This window comes from Streptomyces sp. NRRL B-1140 (genome assembly GCF_001280065.1).
Lineage (GTDB): Bacteria > Actinomycetota > Actinomycetes > Streptomycetales > Streptomycetaceae > Streptomyces.
In genome coordinates this window covers 58,499-74,345 of sequence record NZ_LGEA01000125.1, presented here as the reverse complement: position 1 = coordinate 74,345, position 15,847 = coordinate 58,499, and the positions used below count along the sequence as shown (strand labels likewise).

The window sequence follows — 15,847 nt, the reverse complement described above, 5'->3', positions numbered from 1 at the left end:
CCCCCGGCCTTGCTCCGCGGGCACCCCCTTGCCATCCGCCGTCATCCCGCGCAAACGGTTTGGCAGGAGGGGCCCCGGGCGGCGATAGTCGGCCGGTGACATCCCCCACCGCCCCCTCCCGCAGCCCCCGCAGACCCGCCTGGGCGGGCCGCAACTACTCCCTGCTGACCGCGGCGGCGGTCGTCACCGGCCTGGGCAGCCACGGCGCCCTGGTGGCGTCGGCGTTCGCCGTCCTCGAAGCGGGCGGTGACGGCGGTGACGTCGGCCTGGTGGCGGCGGCGCGGACCCTGCCGCTGGTGCTGTTCCTGCTGATCGGCGGGGCAGTGTCGGACCGGCTGCCCCGCCACCACGTGATGGTCGCGGCCAACCTTCTGAACTGCCTCTCCCAGGCCGCCTTCGCCTTTCTCGTGCTGACCGGGGAGCCGCGGCTGTGGCTCATGATGCTGCTGGCGGCGCTCGGCGGCACCGGTCAGGCCTTCTTCGGTCCGGCCGCCGAGGGCATGCTGATGTCGTCGGTCGACGGTGAGAACGCGGGACGCGCCTTCGCCGTGTTCAGGATGGCGATGCAGGGCGCGGCCCTCGGCGGTGCCGCGCTCGGCGGCGCCATGGTCGCGGCGATCGGACCCGGCTGGGTGCTCGCGGCCGACGCGGCCGCCTTCGCGCTCGCCGGAGCGCTGCGGGCCTTCCTCGACGTCGGCCACATCGCGCCCCGGGCGCCGGGCGGCGGCCTGCTCGCCGATCTGCGGGACGGCTGGCGCGAGTTCGCCGGCCGCCCCTGGCTGTGGGGCATAGTCGTCCAGTTCTCCATCGCCAACGCGGTCGTCGCCGCCGCGGACGCGGTCTACGGCCCGCTCGTGGCCCGCGACGACCTGGGCGGCGCGGGCCCCTGGGGGCTCGCCCTGGGCGCCTTCGGTGCGGGTACGGTGGCCGGTGCCCTGCTGATGACCCGCTGGAAGCCCCGCCGTCTGCTCTACGCCGGCACCCTCTGCGTGTTCCCGCTGGCCCTGCCCTCGGCCGCCCTCGCCGTCCCGGTGCCGATCGGCGTCCTGTACGGAGTGATGTTCCTCGCCGGCGCGACGGTGGAGGTGTTCGGCGTCTCCTGGATGACCGCGCTGCACCAGGAGATCCCCGAGCACAAGCTCTCCCGCGTCGCGGCGTACGACTGGTTCGGCTCCGTGGCCCTGGTCCCCCTCGCCACGGCCGCGGCCGGGCCGGCGGAGGATGCCTTCGGCCGCACTGCGGCCCTGTGGGGGTGCGCCGGCCTGGTCGTCCTGGTCACGGCGGCCGTGCTGTGCGTGCCGGACGTCCGCGGACTGCGCCGCCGGACCACACCGGTCGCCCGGAGCGGCGCCGAACCCGCGTCAGCCGATGCCGAACGCCCCGTCGGGGGGCTCGGGTGACGGCACGGCGTCAGCGTCCCGGACGGGCCGCGCGTCGCCGATGAACCTCCGCAGGGACAAGCCGTGTTCGACCCGGGCGGGGAAGGCGTCGGCGGCGGTGAGCCTGGCCAGGGCCGCGACGTCGATCGCCCGTGATCCGGCGACGAGCACGGCGTTCCCGAACCGCCGCCCTCGCAGCACACCCGGCTCGGCGATCAGCGCGAGCTCCTGGAAGGAGTCCGCCAGCGTGGCGAGTTGCGACCGCAGAAAGCCGAAGGGTGCGGCGTCGGGGAGGTTCGCGAGGTAGACCCCGCTGCCCCGCAGCACGCGCGCCGCCTCGCGGACATAGGCGACGGAGGTGAGGTGTGCCGGCACCCGCGAGCCGCTGAAGACGTCTGCGACGAGAACGTCCGCCGAATCCGCGGAGGCGTTCTCCAGCCAGGCCCGGGCGTCCGCCGCGTGGAGGGCGACGTCCGCGCCTCCCGGCAACGGCAGATGTTCCGTCACCAGCTCCAGCAGCCCCCGGTCGGCCTCGACGACGTCCTGCCGCGAGCCGGGCCGGGTCACGGCCACGTACCGCGGCAACGTGAGGGCGCCGCCCCCGAGATGCACCACGTCCAGCGCCCGCCCCGGCTCGGCCACGACATCCAGGACGTGTCCGAGCCGCCGGGTGTACTCGAACTCCAGGTGCGCGGGTTCGTCGAGATCGACGTAGGACTGCGGCGCCCCGTCCACGGTCAGCAGCCAGGCCCGCTCCCGGTCGACGTCGGGCATCAGCTTGGCGGTGCCGAGGTCGACGACACGGGAGACAGGGAGCAACTCGTTCACCGCCCCATTGTGTCGCGCCCTATAAGGGCGCGGGGAACTGCGGCCGGCCCACGGCGGCCCGCGGTTCCCCACAACCTCATACGACCGCTGTCACGGTCCCCGCCCCCACGGTCCTGCCACCCTCACGGATGGCGAACCCGAGCCCCGCCTCCAACGGCACCTCCCGCCCCAGCTCCACGCTCATGGCGACGGTGTCGCCGGGCCGCGCCACGGCCACTTCACCGAGGTCGACCACTCCCATCACATCCGCGGTCCGGATGTAGAACTGCGGCCGGTACCCGGAGGAGACGGGCGTCGTCCGCCCGCCCTCCCGGGCCGACAGGACGTACACCTGTGCCGAGAAGCGCCGCCGCGGCTTCACACTCCCCGGCGCGGCGACCACATGCCCCCGCCGGACGGCGTCCCGCGGAACCCCCCGCAGCAGCAGGGCCACGTTGTCCCCGGCCTGCGCCTCCTCCATCGGCTTGCCGAAGGTCTCCAGCCCCGTGACGACCGTCTCGACGGACGCCCCGAGCACCTCGACCCGGTCACCGACGCGCACCAGGCCCCGCTCGACCGCTCCGGTCACCACGGTGCCCCGGCCGGTGATGGTCAGCACGTTCTCCACCGACAGCAGGAACGGTGCGTCCAGGTACCGCTCCGGCATCGGCACGTACGTGTCCACCGCGTCGAGCAGCGCCTCGATCGACGCCGTCCAGCGCGGATCGCCCTCCAGCGCCTTCAGTCCCGAGACGCGTACGACGGGCACGGAGTCACCGCCGTAGCCGTGCGCGGTGAGCAGGTCGCGGACCTCCAGCTCGACCAGGTCGGTCAGCTCCTCGTCCCCGGCGTCGGCCTTGTTGAGGGCCACGACGATGTGGTCGACGCCCACCTGACGGGCGAGCAGGACGTGTTCGGCGGTCTGCGGCATGATCCCGTCGAGCGCGGAGACGACGAGGATCGCCCCGTCGAGCTGGGCGGCGCCGGTGACCATGTTCTTGACGTACGTGGTTTGCGCACCCTGTCATGACTATAGCGGTGCAGGTCAGAGACGCAAAGAAGCCCCGCCCACCTCCACGGGGGTCGGGAGGTGAACGGGGCTTCAGTCCGCCCCAACGCCCGCCATGATCGGGCGTTGTCGTCGTCGGGCGGTCCTCGTCCCGCGGAGATCCATAGGAACGGGACGAGGAGTTCAGGACGCAGGCGGGGCCGGGTATGCCGGCCTCAGGCCCCGCCGCGCCCTCCGCGGGCCGATTGCTCAGGGCAGTCAGCGCGCGGGATCAGGGGCCGGCGATAGCACCGACGCAATGCTGAAGTTCGTCAGGGTGACGACACGGAACCGGTTGTGGTGCGGCAGTGCCGCCACGTGATCCCGGGCCCACCTGAGCGGGTCATCTCCGTCGCGTAGGGCCCTGTTGTCTCCAAGGCAGTCCGCGCACTCGACGAAGGCGCCTGTAGGGACCTGCTCTAGTTCCTCTTTGGTCACGACCCAGGGAAACGGCCCGTTGTTCATCGTGCCGTCTTCTTCCACTCGTGCGGATGGCGCTTGATCTCGATTGCCAGGTCCGTTGCGTGCGACGGGTCGTAAGCGGTGCTCCGCGGGTTAGAGGCTTCCCGCCACTGTCCGAACCGCGATTCGCACATGTCGCACCCCCTGACGGGTTGAGGCGCCTCCGCTTCGAGCGGGTCCGTCAGATGGATCGGTTCTCTGAGCGTTGTTTCAAGGGCCATCCCTGCACCTCCGCCGCGCGGGTTTGATACGGGCGACGCTACGGAGCAAGTAGGCGCGGGTTCCAGGAAGTTCTACGAAGTTCTGCGGCTTTCACTCCAAAGCGTCGATTGCCGCTGTGATCCGAGCGCGGGCATTGGCTCCGTAGACAGCCAACTTCGAGAACTCACCGAAAGCCTTGAGGTACTGGGCAACCTCTGAGGGCGCCGTGACGTTCACCTGAGCCGTAAGTAGCTCGACCTGTGTCTGTACCTCGTCGTAGACGCTGAACGTCTCCAGCATCCACATGCGCCTGTCGGCTGAGAACGGGATGACGCCGAGGGAGACGGAGGGCAGGGCCATGATGGAGAGCAGATAGCCGAGTTGGCCGGCCATGACCTCAGAGCCACCTACGCGGTGCCTGAGCACCGCCTCCTCGACGAGGAGCGCGAACCGGTGGTTGCCCTCACGGATCACTCGTGAGCGCTCCATACGCGCTGCCACGGCCTCCGACACGTCGTCAGGCGTCTCCCTGAAAGCAGCGATGGAGCCGAGTAGGGCGCTCGCATAGCCGTCCGTCTGGAGGAGTCCCGGGACGACGTTCGAGCAGTAAATTCGGAACACCCGCGTACGCTCGAAGAGCGGTACGTAGGACTCCTGCAACCGGCGGAGCCCCGTGCGCTGCAACCGGCGCCACTCGACGTACATCGAGTCGGCTGAGCGGGAGGCCGCAATCAGATCTGCGGCCAACCCGTCAGCGCCACAAGCCTGACACCACGCGCGGATGTCGTCGTCTGACGGAGGCGTCGTGGCGTTCTCCAGTCGGGAGACCTTCGAGCGCTGCCACCCGATCCGCTCCGCGACGTCCTTACCCGTCAGGTTGGCATCCTTGCGGATCTCCCGGAGCCTGTCGGCTACGGCCCTGCGGGCAGCCTGGACACTCGATGATGGCGACGTTGGCATGTGTGGAGGCTCTTAGATCCTGTACTCCTCATGGGGCGTCGCCCTGCTCCACACGCCCTCGAAGGCGTCGACGCAGAGCTTCACCACGGCCGGTTCGTCCGTGACGTCGTCGCCTAGGTAGGCGCCCTCCCCAGAGAAGTAGCCGAAGCGGACGAGGCGATCGTCAAAGACCCAGAAGTCGTTGCCAGGCAACGCCAGGTCTGACGCATCCCGGCGGGGCAACCACCGGATCTCCTCGCCGGCCGCGACGTTCGTGAACGTCCCGTCGTAGAGGTACCGCGTGTACTCACTGACGGGTTCCGAGACGATCCGGGCGCGCCGGATCTCGACGCCCCGCGCTACCGTCTCCGCCACCATGTCGAGCCAGGGACGCCACCACGTCGAACGGTCGTCCGGGTCAGGGCGGTATCCGGACTTCCACGCTTCGACCCGCGGAGCCTCGTCCGGGTCGTCGTAGTGGTCGCGCATCTCAAGATGCACGGCCGACCGTTGACAGCCCGCCAGGAGCTCACTGAACGGCGGAGCGGTCTGCCACATCACATGCCTCCCGAATGGCTGCCACCATGCGGGCCGGCAGCCGAACGACATCTTCACTGTCCGGGATCGGCCCTGCCGTCAGGCAGTCGGTCCGAGTCTCCTCGTCAACCTTCCAGCCCTGAATGACGATTTCCTGCCGTTCCTCGTCCACCCACACCGTGGGGCAGTTCGCTCCGTCGGTGTTGGGGTCCTTCGCGATGAACCGTAGCGTCATGGCTGCTCCAACCCTCCTGCGGGTTCTACGAATGTCTATGACCATCCCGCCGATGGGGGGTGCTGCGCAAGACCGTCTAGAGCCAACCGGCGTGGCGCATGCGCCGTCGCCAGGCACGGCCGTGCTCCGGGGTGCAGTACTGCCGCAGGCGCCCCGCGCCCGGGGTCTGCTCGACGTCCGCCTTGCAGTGCGGGCAAGTGATCGTCTGGTTTTTCGCCGGCTGTCCGAACATGGGTGCTCCTCCGTAGGCATAGGGAAGGGCCGCCCCCATGCCGGAGGCGGCCCTTGTGTGCGTGGTGGTGTGTGTCAGCCCCAGCGACCGTTGTTCAGGTCACGGGCTACTTCGCCGTCGTAGATGTTGATGCGCTCGTCGATGATGCCGCCCACTTCGCGGCCGTCGAGGTACGTCCTCGACTCGACGTTGACCGTGATCGGCTGTCCGGAGCCCTTCGCGGCGCTGAGCGTCGCCCACTGCTGCGATGTGAAGATGGGCTCAGGCTTGCCCGTACCGTTCGCGACGAGGTTCAACCCCGGCTCCAGGTACCCGCCGTCGTCGTACCACGTCGGGACGATACGTCCGCCCATCGCGTAGCCCGCCGGCGGGCGGTTCGCGTTGGCCTGCTGGACGTTCGTGATGTTGCCGTAGCGAGCCACGATGTAGCGAATGGACGCCGCCACGTTCGCCACCGGGTCCAGGATCCCGCGGGAGCGCAGGGACGCCGGCACGTAGGCGTTGAACGTGGGCGGGATCGTCTGGGCGAGCCCCTGAGACGGGACGCCGTTCTTGGCGTTGATATCCCAGTTGTTGCGGGCGTTCGGGTTCCAGCCGGATTCACGGGTGATCAGCGTGTTCATGCCACGGAGCCACTGCTCGACGGTGCCAGGCGGAGGCACGTGCGCGGCAGCCATAGCAGCGCGGATGATGCCTGCCCGCTGTCCCGTCGGGATGGTCCCGCCGATGTTGCCGCCTCCGCCCCCACTGCTGCCGAGGGAGGTCACGGCGTCGACGATCTTGTCCTTCAGGCCGGCGACCATCTTCACGGGGAACTTCGCCAGGCTCGCGCCCAGCCCGCCCACGTCGAGGTGAGACTTCACCTTGTCGAGAATGGGCTTCATCAGCTTCGCCCAGATCTTCGACGGGTTGGCGATCAGGTCTGCACCCGTCTTCGCCCAGTCGACGCCCTTGGAGACTGCGCCCGAAACCTTGTCCTTCGTCCAGTCCCACGCAGACCCAAGTGCACCGACAATGCCACCGTCGGCGAACCGCTGAACGCCGGGCAGTTCACCCGTAGCGTTCATGTAGGCGAGCTTATCGAATCCGATCTTCCGGGCGCTTTCACGCTTGATGATGAATTCGTCGGCCATGGCCAGGATCGGAATGGAGTCGACGCCCGGAGTTCCTCCGTGCGTCCGTCCACCGTCGGCGAATTTCTGCGGGGCTTCGAGGAGCTTAGGCGCCTTCGGGAGTGGGTCGAGTCCGACGAAGTCAGCGACCTTGTCCCAGACGGCTTTCACGCCCTTCGTGTACACGAAGTCGATCACCCAGTTGATGGGCTTAGCGGCCACACCGGCAACGGCATTCCAGGCCGTCTCGATCGTCTTCCGCGCCGACTTGAAGGCGTCGCCCACGAGACCGATGGCAGTGCGGATGCTGTTGAACGCAGGACGGAGACCCTTGTCGTAGACCCATTTCGCCTTGTCGGCGATCCAGTCAAAGACGGGCTTGACCGTCTTGTCGTAGAGCCACGAGACCTTTTCTCCGACCCACTTCAGGCCGTCCCAGATCCACCGGAAAACGGGCTGAAGAGCCTTGTCCCAAAGCCATTTCGCGATCGTGGCGATGTTGTTCAGCGCCGGCTTGAAGGACTCCCGCCACAGCCACAGGGCGATGGCTCCGACGGCCTGTATGGCGAGCCAGATCGGCGTCAGCACTGCCGTGACCACGACCGCGAAGAGCACCCGGGCCGCTAGCCAGATGGCAGTGAACACCGGATCAATCACGTTCTTCCAGAGCCACAGTGCGACGGCTCCGACGGCCGACAGGACGTCACGGATGGCGAAGAACACCGGTCGGAGGACGTTGTCCCACGCCCACAGTGCGGCCGTCTGGATTGCCTCCCACGTCGCCTGGACGGCAGTGCGGAACCATCCCCACTTCTGGTAGGCCAGAACGACGGCTCCGATAAGGACGCCGATCAGAACGGCAATCCTCACGATGGGGTTCGCGTTCAATACGAAGTTGAACGCCACCATTGCCAGCGTCCATGCCTTCGTGGCGACCACGGCGAGCCAGATGCCCTGAACGAGCCACGGCGCGTTTTCCGCGATCGTCGCTATCCCTGACGCCATCGCTCCAAGAACCTTGAAGAGCGGGCCAGAGAGTGGCGAAAGGGCGTGTCCGACTTCGAAGAATGCGCCTCCGATGTCGCCGAGGGTTTCCGCGACGATCGGGCCCATTTCTGCCGCGTAGTCGAGGAATCTCTCAAACTGCGGAGATCCTCTAAGGCTCGTCCCCCAGTCGGCGAAGTCACCCGTGATGTCCTGCATCCGGCTGGATATGTCGTCCATGTGGGGCAGGAAGGCGTCAACGACCCCCGCAGCGCCCTTAAAAACATTTCCGATGGCGACGCCCAGACCGACGATCGCCGGCTTTGCACTGTCGGTGATTCCGCGCTTAAAGCGCGTCCAGAACGGTGACTTCAGTTCGGCCGACGCACGGTCGAAGAGTTCACCGACAGCATCCGCGGAGTTGCGGACGAGGGGAGACAGTCCCGGGAGGCTGGCCTTCGCTCCGTTCACAGCCCTCGTGAAGAGCGGGAGCACGTCGGGTTGCAGCTCCCGGACCCACTCCCTGAACGCGGCCGTCAGACCCTTGGGCCCAGCTATGGAGTCGTAGAGGTCCCGTTGTTCCGGGGTGAGCTTCGCGAGCGCCTGGCGGTACTCGTCAGCCTTCGACGCAGCCTTAGCCGTCGTGTCGATGCCCGACAACCGCGCAGCCTCGACACCCCGTTCCGCGGAGGCGATGGACTCGGCAGCCTGAACCTGTGTGTTCGCTGCGTTGGTCACAGCGTCGGCAAGGTTGCGCTGAGCATCGGCAACGGTCTGAGCCGCTTCGACCTCTGCTCGGGCGGCGTCCTGGTGAGCCTGCGCCAGGGCGTCAGTCTGATCCTTGACGTTCTGCTGCGCGTCGGCCTGCTGCTCTAGCGCCCGCTTGACGCCCTCGTTCCCGTCGATGCCGGCCTTGTTGGCCTCCTCGACGGACTTCTTCAGCTCAGCCTGCTTCTGCTTCTGCTTGTCCGCGTTGCGGACCGCTTCGTCGTAGCCAAGCTGGGCACGCTCACGCTGGAGGTCGGTTGCCGTCGGGTCGGCCAGGACCCTGTCAAGCTCCTCCTGCGCCTCCTGCACGCGGAGAGTGGCGTCCCGCTGATCCAGCATGCCGTCAAGCAACTGGTCGTTCAGGTCGCGAAGTTGCTGCGCGGCGTCCTTGCGGGCCTGCGTCAGCGACTCTTCCGCCTGGCGTGCCTGGCGCTTCGCGTCGACGAGGGATCGTTCCGCCCGCTCGACGGACTCCGCGGCCTGGCGTCGCTGCTCCATGGCGCGCTGAGCGGCCTGAGCGACGGCTCGTTCCGCGTCCTCGATCTGCCGGTTGGCTTGAGCGATGGACTGCGCGGCCTGACGGTGCGCGTTGCGCAGGGCGGCCTGTGCGGACGTCATCTGCATGGTGGACTGCGCAGCGCGCACGGTGGCGGCAGCCGCGTTGTTCGTCGAGTTGGCAGCCTCCTTCTCCGCAGCGCTCTTCGCCTGGATCACCGACGTCACGGACTTGATTGCCGGTACGGCGACGAGGGCGAGAGCTCCGACGCCTGCGCCGGCCGCCACAGCAGCGCTCGCAATGGCGCCGATGCCGGCTGCCGCAATGGGGACGAGAGGGATTGCCGCTACAGCGCCCAGAGCTACGGCCAGTTGCAGAAGGGCCGCGTTCGCCTGCGCCGTGTTCGCTGTGACGCGGATGCGGACGTCGTCGCGGTCGAGGTCGTTGACCTGACGTTGCATCTCCGCGAGCTCTGCCCGCGCCGTGGCGATATCTGAGCGGACCTGAATGTTCGGAGAGCGCGCTCCGAGCTCCGCCAGCTTTGCGTCAATGGCCTCCAGCTCAGCAAAGGCAGTATCGGCGTCGATGTCGATGCCGATACGCTTTCCGCTGAGGGATTCCATTCGGGATCGAACGCGGGCAAGGTCGGCGTCGAAGCCCGTTGTACTCAGACGAACGTCAGGCCGGGGAAGGCTACGGAATGCCACCTCCAAACGGTTCTTGAACGCCCGACCAAACGCGCCTGCATTGTCGTTGCCTGCTCGCGTCGACGCCGTTCGTGCCGCGTTGCCACCGTTTACGATGGCGCTTGGGATGGACGTCGCGATATGGCGCCCGATTTGGTCGCCGATACGCTCGCCGGCGTCCCGTCCCACCCTGTCCGCGGCAGGGAGGACGGCCGCCTTCAGACGGTCGTGGAAGTTGGGGGCGAGGGGGACGACGTCGACCCCGACTGTCCCGACGATGTCCAGGTCAGGCATCCAACACCTCCCGCAGCTCCTCGACGGTGGGGAGGCCGTCGCTGTACTGCGCGGGATGCTCCCGCAGGTCGAGCAGCGCCATCACGTGGACGAGCTGCCGTATCTGACGTTCTGTCTCTGGCGACGGCTCCGCGTTGGCGGTGTAGTAGGCCGCTATACAGACGATGCGGCACGCCTCAGAGCAATAGGGAGATACCTCTAGCCCTCCCGTGTCGTTTACCGTCGGCAACGGTGCCCAACGGCAATCAGGCCGCAGACAACGCGCCGGTTCATGCGTTTTCATAGGTGTTCCCGGGCATAGAAAAACCCCGTTGGCGTCCCAACGGGGTTGAATGGTTTATGGGGCACTGCTCGTCGACGTCAGGCCGCCTTTTCCCTGCCGTGCTTGAACACCTCCGGTACCCGCTCAGACGCGTACTTACGGGCGTCCAGAAGTTCGGTCAGGCGCAGGAGTTCGGCTGCCTCCGCTCCGTCCTCGTCGCGCAGGGCTCGCTTAGCGCGGTACATGAAGGCGGCGCAGTCCGCGGAGCAGAACTTCGGGAGATCCTGAGTTCCGTCCTGGCGTCGACGGGGAGACCGCGGAAAGTGGCACGACGGCCGGCGGCATTCGGGCATGGTCTTGTAAGTCATGCTGGCCCTTCAGGAATGCGAAAGCCCCGGAGACGAATCCTCCGGGGCTCTGCGATGTAACGGTTTTAGAGCTTTGACCTGCGGTGATGTCACGCTTTCTCAGCGGCTCTCGCCTAACGCTTGATCGTTCCGCGGACACGATCCGACTCGTCCGGAACGCGAAAGAGCCTCCAGGGCGTTTACAGAGCCCCTGGTCAGGCGCCTAAAAGCGTTACCGTTCAGATCCCCAGACCCGTACAGAGCGCGAGACCCAGCACCTTAACGGTCTCCAGGGCGGCCGGGAGGGGGTCATGCCCCTACGCCTGGGCTACGCAGCGTGCGCCGGTGCTACGCTCTGTTTCAGAGCCGCCCGGAGCGTAATTCGGGACGCTACCCAGAGCGATCCCACTGGGACGCCTTCACGCAGAAGGCCGCCGGACTGTACACGTCCGTCAGTGGGATGACGCGCTCTAGCAGGACTCCACTCGACGGCACACGCTTCGTGGAGTCACACGCATGTCATCCGCGCTCGTCCCCTTCGCCACCCTTGCCTACTGCCTCACCGTGGTGTGCTGCACTGCCGTCGTGTTGGTACTCGTCGCACTACGCGGCACTACTCCTGCCCAACGCTCTGCCATCCTGCGCAGCTTGGCGCACGTCGTACGAGCGTGGGCGGAGGCGCTGAGGTTCTGGCGTAGGCGGTAGGTCAGACCACCTTCGCCACGAACGTGCGGTCAGGTGCAGCCACCACAGGCAGCACGATCGAAGTGGCCCGCGTCCACAGCGTCTGAGGGTCCTCACTGCGGAAGCTGCCGACGAGGACGCCCGCACGATCGGCGGACGCCAGGGCGTAACTCGGGTCTGTCGCCTCCACGGGCGTCCCCCACAGGGTCAGGCCCAGCGCGCCACCCTTGGCCGGCAGCAGCGCCACCTTGTCCGCGGGCGTCACCCTCGTCGTCACGCCCTTGAAGCTGACGCGGGCGTCGTTGGTCACGATCTGCGGGAGCTCGTACGACCTCAGGAGCGCGTTCAGCTCGTCCCTGCTGAGCATGACGGGCGGCACAGGGTCAGTCGTCGACAGGCGGCAGAGCTGCACGTTGCGCTGAAGCAGACGGAGCACGCGTTCCGGCATCAACACGAATTCGGGCGTCTCGCCGGTGGTGTCGTTGTAGACCTCCACCCACTCCGTCAGGTTGTCGAAGGGCTTCGAGGTCTCCGTGTCGTCCCACAGCGCGTCAGTGACACCGTCGAGCTCGACGGAGTGCGCGGGGTCGCGTCCGTAGTCGACGGAGGCGCTCACGCCGTTTTCGGCGATGGTGACGCCGGCGTTGAAGATGGCGTCGCCCCGGGCCAGTTCGACACGGGCGGCGATCTCGCGCGTCAGCTTCTCCGACAGGCCCTCGATGGTGTCCCGAACGCCCTCAGTGTCGGTGAGGTTGCGCTCCTTGAGCTGCTCGTACTCACCGACTGGGATCTTCCGGGAGATGGGCGGAAGCATGCCGCTAACGCGGGTCGCGCCGGCTCGGTGACCGATGTCCGACTCAGCGTCGTAGGCGCGGAACACAGCGGCCTCGACGAGTCCGCCCCCGCCCTGCTCGAATCGGTAGAACAGGTCGTCGACGGTGTCACTCGGTAGCCACTGGGACAGGGTGAACGTGTTTTCCTCGAACTCCGCCAGAGCCGCGCGGGCATAGCCGCTGAGGTGCGCAGGGGTGGCGTATTCGGTAACAAGCTGCATGGGTCGTCTCTCAGGTAGTCAGGTCAGATGCGGGAGCGTCGAGGGGCGGACGGCTCAGGCACGGTGGTCTCGCGCTGCCAGAAGGGGTTGCGGCCGTCGTCGGGACTGCCGACGTCCTCCGCGTCGCGCGCCTCGTCGGTCAGCTCCTCCACGTCGACGGGGAGCCAGGCACGGCCGCTCTCGGCCATGTAGAGCAGGAAGCGAACGTCTCGTCGCCCACCCTTGACGACGGCCATGACGTCGGCCGGCAGGGGCTCAGACCGCACGCCGCGGAACTGGTCGTGTCCCTCGCGGTAGAGCGACGCCAGGACGCCCATGTCGCCGGTCTCCGCGTACACAGAGCGCTGTGCGCGCCGGATCTCGTCGACGGTGCCCACGAGCTCCCGCAGACGCTTGTAGTCCGCGATGCCCTGGTCACCCGCTTCGATGGCGCTGTCCCCGTCGAGGTGCCCGGAGCGCTCGATGATGGTCCGCACCTCCGACAGGACATCGTCGAGCTGAGCCGCAAGGGCCGCCAGGATGGTGCGTGAGCCGCGCGACTTCAGGAACGGCATGCGGCGGCGCAGGGCGTTGACGGCTGTGTGCAGGGCGAGCCGCTCCGCGTAGGGTGCGAGAGCCTCTGTGTAGGCCGCTGAGGCACGTTCCCCGATGTCCCCAGGGATCGGGGCTCCGTCGGTCCGCATGGCCTCCACGGCAGCGTCTATGACTGCCTGTCGCGCCTCCTCCGGGGACGGCGTCGGGGGGAGTGCGGAGAGCCGGGCCTCCGTCGTCTTCAACAGTTCTTCCGCCTGCGCGACTTCAGGGACGGAGCCCCAGACGGACGCGGGGGCGGAAGTCTTCCTCCGTGGCATGGTCAGCCCTTCGTGTTCGGGTACGAAAAAGGGCCCTGCTCTTCTGGAGACAGGGCCCTTCGAAAATGCTCAGCGCGTGCGGCGTACCGCTCTCGCATCCGCCGGCGCTGAGGCTCAGGATCAGCCGCATAGGACTCACGGCGTTTCGCGTTGTAGCAGGTGATGCAGTGAGGCCGGACGCCGTCCCGGCCCGCGGGATCCCGCGGCCAGTAGTCCAGCGTCACGGGGAACCGGTCACCGCATGTTCGGCACGGCCGTCGTTCAGGGCCGCGCACGTCGAGGCAAGTCATGTCTCTCCGTCCGGGGGTGTTCGCTCTATCGGTCGTTCTTCTCTCTACCGCTCGAAATTCGGGCATGAGAAAGCCCTCACCATCCGCGGAATAGCGGTACGCGGAGCAGCACGGCCGAAGGGGAAACCGGCGCTCTACGCGCTCCCCGAAGGGACGCGGATGGTGAGGGCTGTTGCGTGACGTCGGAGGAGAGTCAACGTCACGCGGCTCGTGGACCGTCAACGGCTAGGCACTCTGGGGGCCGGAGGTCTCACGACGTGAGAGGGGGAGGGAGGGGCAGCTCTACCCTCCCCCTTCCCTATGTACGTGCGCACATCAGGCGGCGTCCGCCCTCACGGCGCGCATGCGCTCACGGTTCGCCGTTCGGCGTCGCTCCGCAGAACATTCCTCACCGCATAGACGGCGCCACTTGCGACGCTGGGACGCGGGGCGTCGCTGCGTGAACTCCTGCCCGCACTCGATGCATGGCCCGGACCACTCCTTGAAGTCGCCGACGACGGTCACGCGCCCTCCGTCGACCTCCCATGACGGCCCCTCCGTCGCCTCCGCCTGACGCGCAGCGAACGCCGCCGCTATCGCGGGGTCGACGCGGACCGTCACGGGAGCCACGACGGGCGGGACGATGTCAACCTCCCGCCCTGACGGCCGGCGACGACGGGGGCGCTCCGGGTCGCCCTCGTCGTACATGCCGTCGTGCCAGTCCTCCCACTGACGCTCCCCGAACTCCTCGTCGGGGATGTCGTCGAGCGGGTCATGCCCACTCAGTCCCCTCCACGGTGCGCGCCCCCGGGAGACGTAGGCGTCGTGGTCCGTCTCCAACTCCAGCGCCAGATAACGGAGCTCCTCCGCCTCGTCCGTCAGGTGGGTGCGTCGCTGGATTGGTGCGCCGTTGTCGTCGTACATGTCTGCCCCTTGTGTGTCGTCGAGCCGCGCGAGTGCGCGGGTACATATGGGTTATGGGGCGGACGTCGGGAGATGTGACGCGCCCTCACACGTGAGTTATGGGGCGCTGGGGGCAGGATGTTCGGGACCGGAGAATGATCACTCAGCGTGACCCTGGTCGAGGGCGGCAGGAAACGCCGTGTGCGTCGCTCAGGGGCTCTCAGGCCCCGGTGTGACTCCAGGGCCGCAGGCGGCCTGAAACCCGCCCAGGCGGGCGCATGGACACGCTCTCGCGCCTCGTCCGCCCCTCACCCTCCGTCGGTATCCGTCAAGCGAGGGCCTCGACGTCCTCCGCGGGCCAGTCTGACCAAACTGGCCAAACTAACCCCCATTCTCAACTTCTCTCTATACGCGTTAAGGAGAAGTTGGAGGAGGGGGTTAGTTTGGCGATTTGGCGCCCAGATTGGCACGGTGGGGACGGAGAGTGACGGCGGGCGCAGGTTTCGTCACTCTGCGCATCCGCCATCCGCGTGCCCTCTGCACGCACTCTCCGCGAGCGCTCGTCGGCCGAGCCAAACTGCCGTGCCCTGAACGCGCGGAGGCCCGCCTCCAGCCGAAGCCAGGGCGGGCCTTCCGTCACTGATTGTTACGTCACGCGGCGACGAGGACGCCGGGGAGTGCCTCCCGACGGGCAGCAGCGACGCAGGAGGGGCACACCGACGTCGTCCAGCCGCCCTCGATGCGCACCGGGGCCGCCTCCGGGTCGGTCTCGTAGCAGTGCCCGCACGTCGTGTTGACGGGGTACTCGTAGACGTCATCCGCCCAGAGCGTGCACATGTCGGCGAGCATGGCCTCACAGCCCAGCGCGGCCGACTCGAAGGTCTCCGACCATCCGTCGGCGAGTACAACCGCCTCGTACTGCGTCGGGTCGTAGTCGCGCCCGGTGGCGACGACAGTGGGGAAGCGGAGGCGGTCAGCGACGTCACAGGCGAAGGCGGTGAGGTCGGCCAGGGCGACGGGGGACGAGGTGTTACCGACGACGAGGACAACGGGGGTCGTGTGCGTCATGATGGAGGCTCCTCTGTAGAGGACGAGCGCCCCGTGATGGTCTGCCAGGACTGCGGGGCGCTCGCCGTTTCGGCGTGCTGTCCTTGTGGCCACAAAGCTAGCCCTCTTGTGGCCACAAGCGCAACCCCATGGCAACTTGAGTTTGTGGCCACAAGCGAGCTACCGTCTGCGCATGGACGTCGAAGAGAACGAGTACGACAAGGCCCGTCGCGTGCGCATGCCTGACGAC

General features: G+C 67.7%; 12 protein-coding genes and 1 pseudogene. 1 reads left to right on the top strand and 12 read right to left on the bottom strand.

Going from position 1 to position 15,847, the window contains the following annotated elements:
- The first annotated feature begins 95 nt into the window (after positions 1-95).
- Positions 96-1,400 (top strand): MFS transporter, encoded by a 1,305-nt coding sequence (locus ADK65_RS30320; RefSeq protein WP_053674186.1) that lies wholly within the window; start codon positions 96-98, stop codon positions 1,398-1,400.
- On the opposite strand, the gene ADK65_RS30315 is transcribed toward ADK65_RS30320, so the two are convergent.
- From ADK65_RS30315 to ADK65_RS30270, 12 genes and pseudogenes are all read right to left on the bottom strand, one after another.
- Positions 1,362-2,207, bottom strand: coding sequence for a spermidine synthase (locus ADK65_RS30315; protein WP_053674185.1), 846 nt, complete (start codon positions 2,205-2,207; stop codon positions 1,362-1,364). The two genes, ADK65_RS30320 and ADK65_RS30315, sit on opposite strands and share 39 nt — an antisense overlap.
- Positions 2,208-2,283: 76 nt before the next feature.
- Positions 2,284-3,192, bottom strand: a pseudogene (locus tag ADK65_RS30310) (elongation factor Tu); the annotation flags it as partial.
- Between the two features lie 816 nt (positions 3,193-4,008).
- A complete protein-coding gene (locus ADK65_RS30305) occupies positions 4,009-4,857 on the bottom strand; it encodes a helix-turn-helix domain-containing protein (protein ID WP_053674184.1) in 849 nt (282 codons plus the stop codon).
- 12 nt (positions 4,858-4,869) lie between these two features.
- Positions 4,870-5,394, bottom strand: coding sequence for a DUF6879 family protein (locus tag ADK65_RS30300; RefSeq protein ID WP_053674183.1), 525 nt, complete (start codon positions 5,392-5,394; stop codon positions 4,870-4,872).
- A complete protein-coding gene (locus ADK65_RS30295) occupies positions 5,366-5,608 on the bottom strand; it encodes a hypothetical protein (protein WP_053674182.1) in 243 nt (80 codons plus the stop codon). The genes ADK65_RS30300 and ADK65_RS30295 overlap by 29 nt, the downstream gene beginning before the upstream one ends.
- A gap of 76 nt (positions 5,609-5,684) precedes the next feature.
- On the bottom strand, positions 5,685-5,840 hold the full coding sequence (locus tag ADK65_RS38695; protein ID WP_159038841.1) for a hypothetical protein: 156 nt from the start codon (positions 5,838-5,840) through the stop codon (positions 5,685-5,687).
- 74 nt (positions 5,841-5,914) lie between these two features.
- The gene (locus ADK65_RS30290) at positions 5,915-10,180 is read right to left on the bottom strand and encodes a transglycosylase SLT domain-containing protein (RefSeq protein WP_053674181.1); all 4,266 of its coding nucleotides are present in this window, start codon (positions 10,178-10,180) and stop codon (positions 5,915-5,917) included.
- Between the two features lie 360 nt (positions 10,181-10,540).
- Positions 10,541-10,687 carry a hypothetical protein gene (locus ADK65_RS38690; protein ID WP_159038840.1) on the bottom strand — a complete coding sequence of 49 codons (147 nt, stop codon included), beginning with the start codon at positions 10,685-10,687 and terminating at the stop codon, positions 10,541-10,543.
- A gap of 808 nt (positions 10,688-11,495) precedes the next feature.
- Positions 11,496-12,527 carry a major capsid protein gene (locus tag ADK65_RS30285; RefSeq protein WP_053674180.1) on the bottom strand — a complete coding sequence of 344 codons (1,032 nt, stop codon included), beginning with the start codon at positions 12,525-12,527 and terminating at the stop codon, positions 11,496-11,498.
- A gap of 23 nt (positions 12,528-12,550) precedes the next feature.
- Complete coding sequence (locus ADK65_RS30280) at positions 12,551-13,210, bottom strand: hypothetical protein (RefSeq protein WP_159038839.1); 660 nt, start codon at positions 13,208-13,210, stop codon at positions 12,551-12,553.
- A 773-nt stretch (positions 13,211-13,983) separates the two neighbouring features.
- Entirely contained in the window at positions 13,984-14,571 is a 588-nt protein-coding gene (locus tag ADK65_RS30275; protein ID WP_053674178.1) for a hypothetical protein, read from the bottom strand.
- Positions 14,572-15,201: 630 nt separating this feature from the next.
- The gene (locus ADK65_RS30270) at positions 15,202-15,618 is read right to left on the bottom strand and encodes a hypothetical protein (RefSeq protein WP_053674177.1); all 417 of its coding nucleotides are present in this window, start codon (positions 15,616-15,618) and stop codon (positions 15,202-15,204) included.
- Between the last annotated feature and the right edge of the window lie 229 nt (positions 15,619-15,847).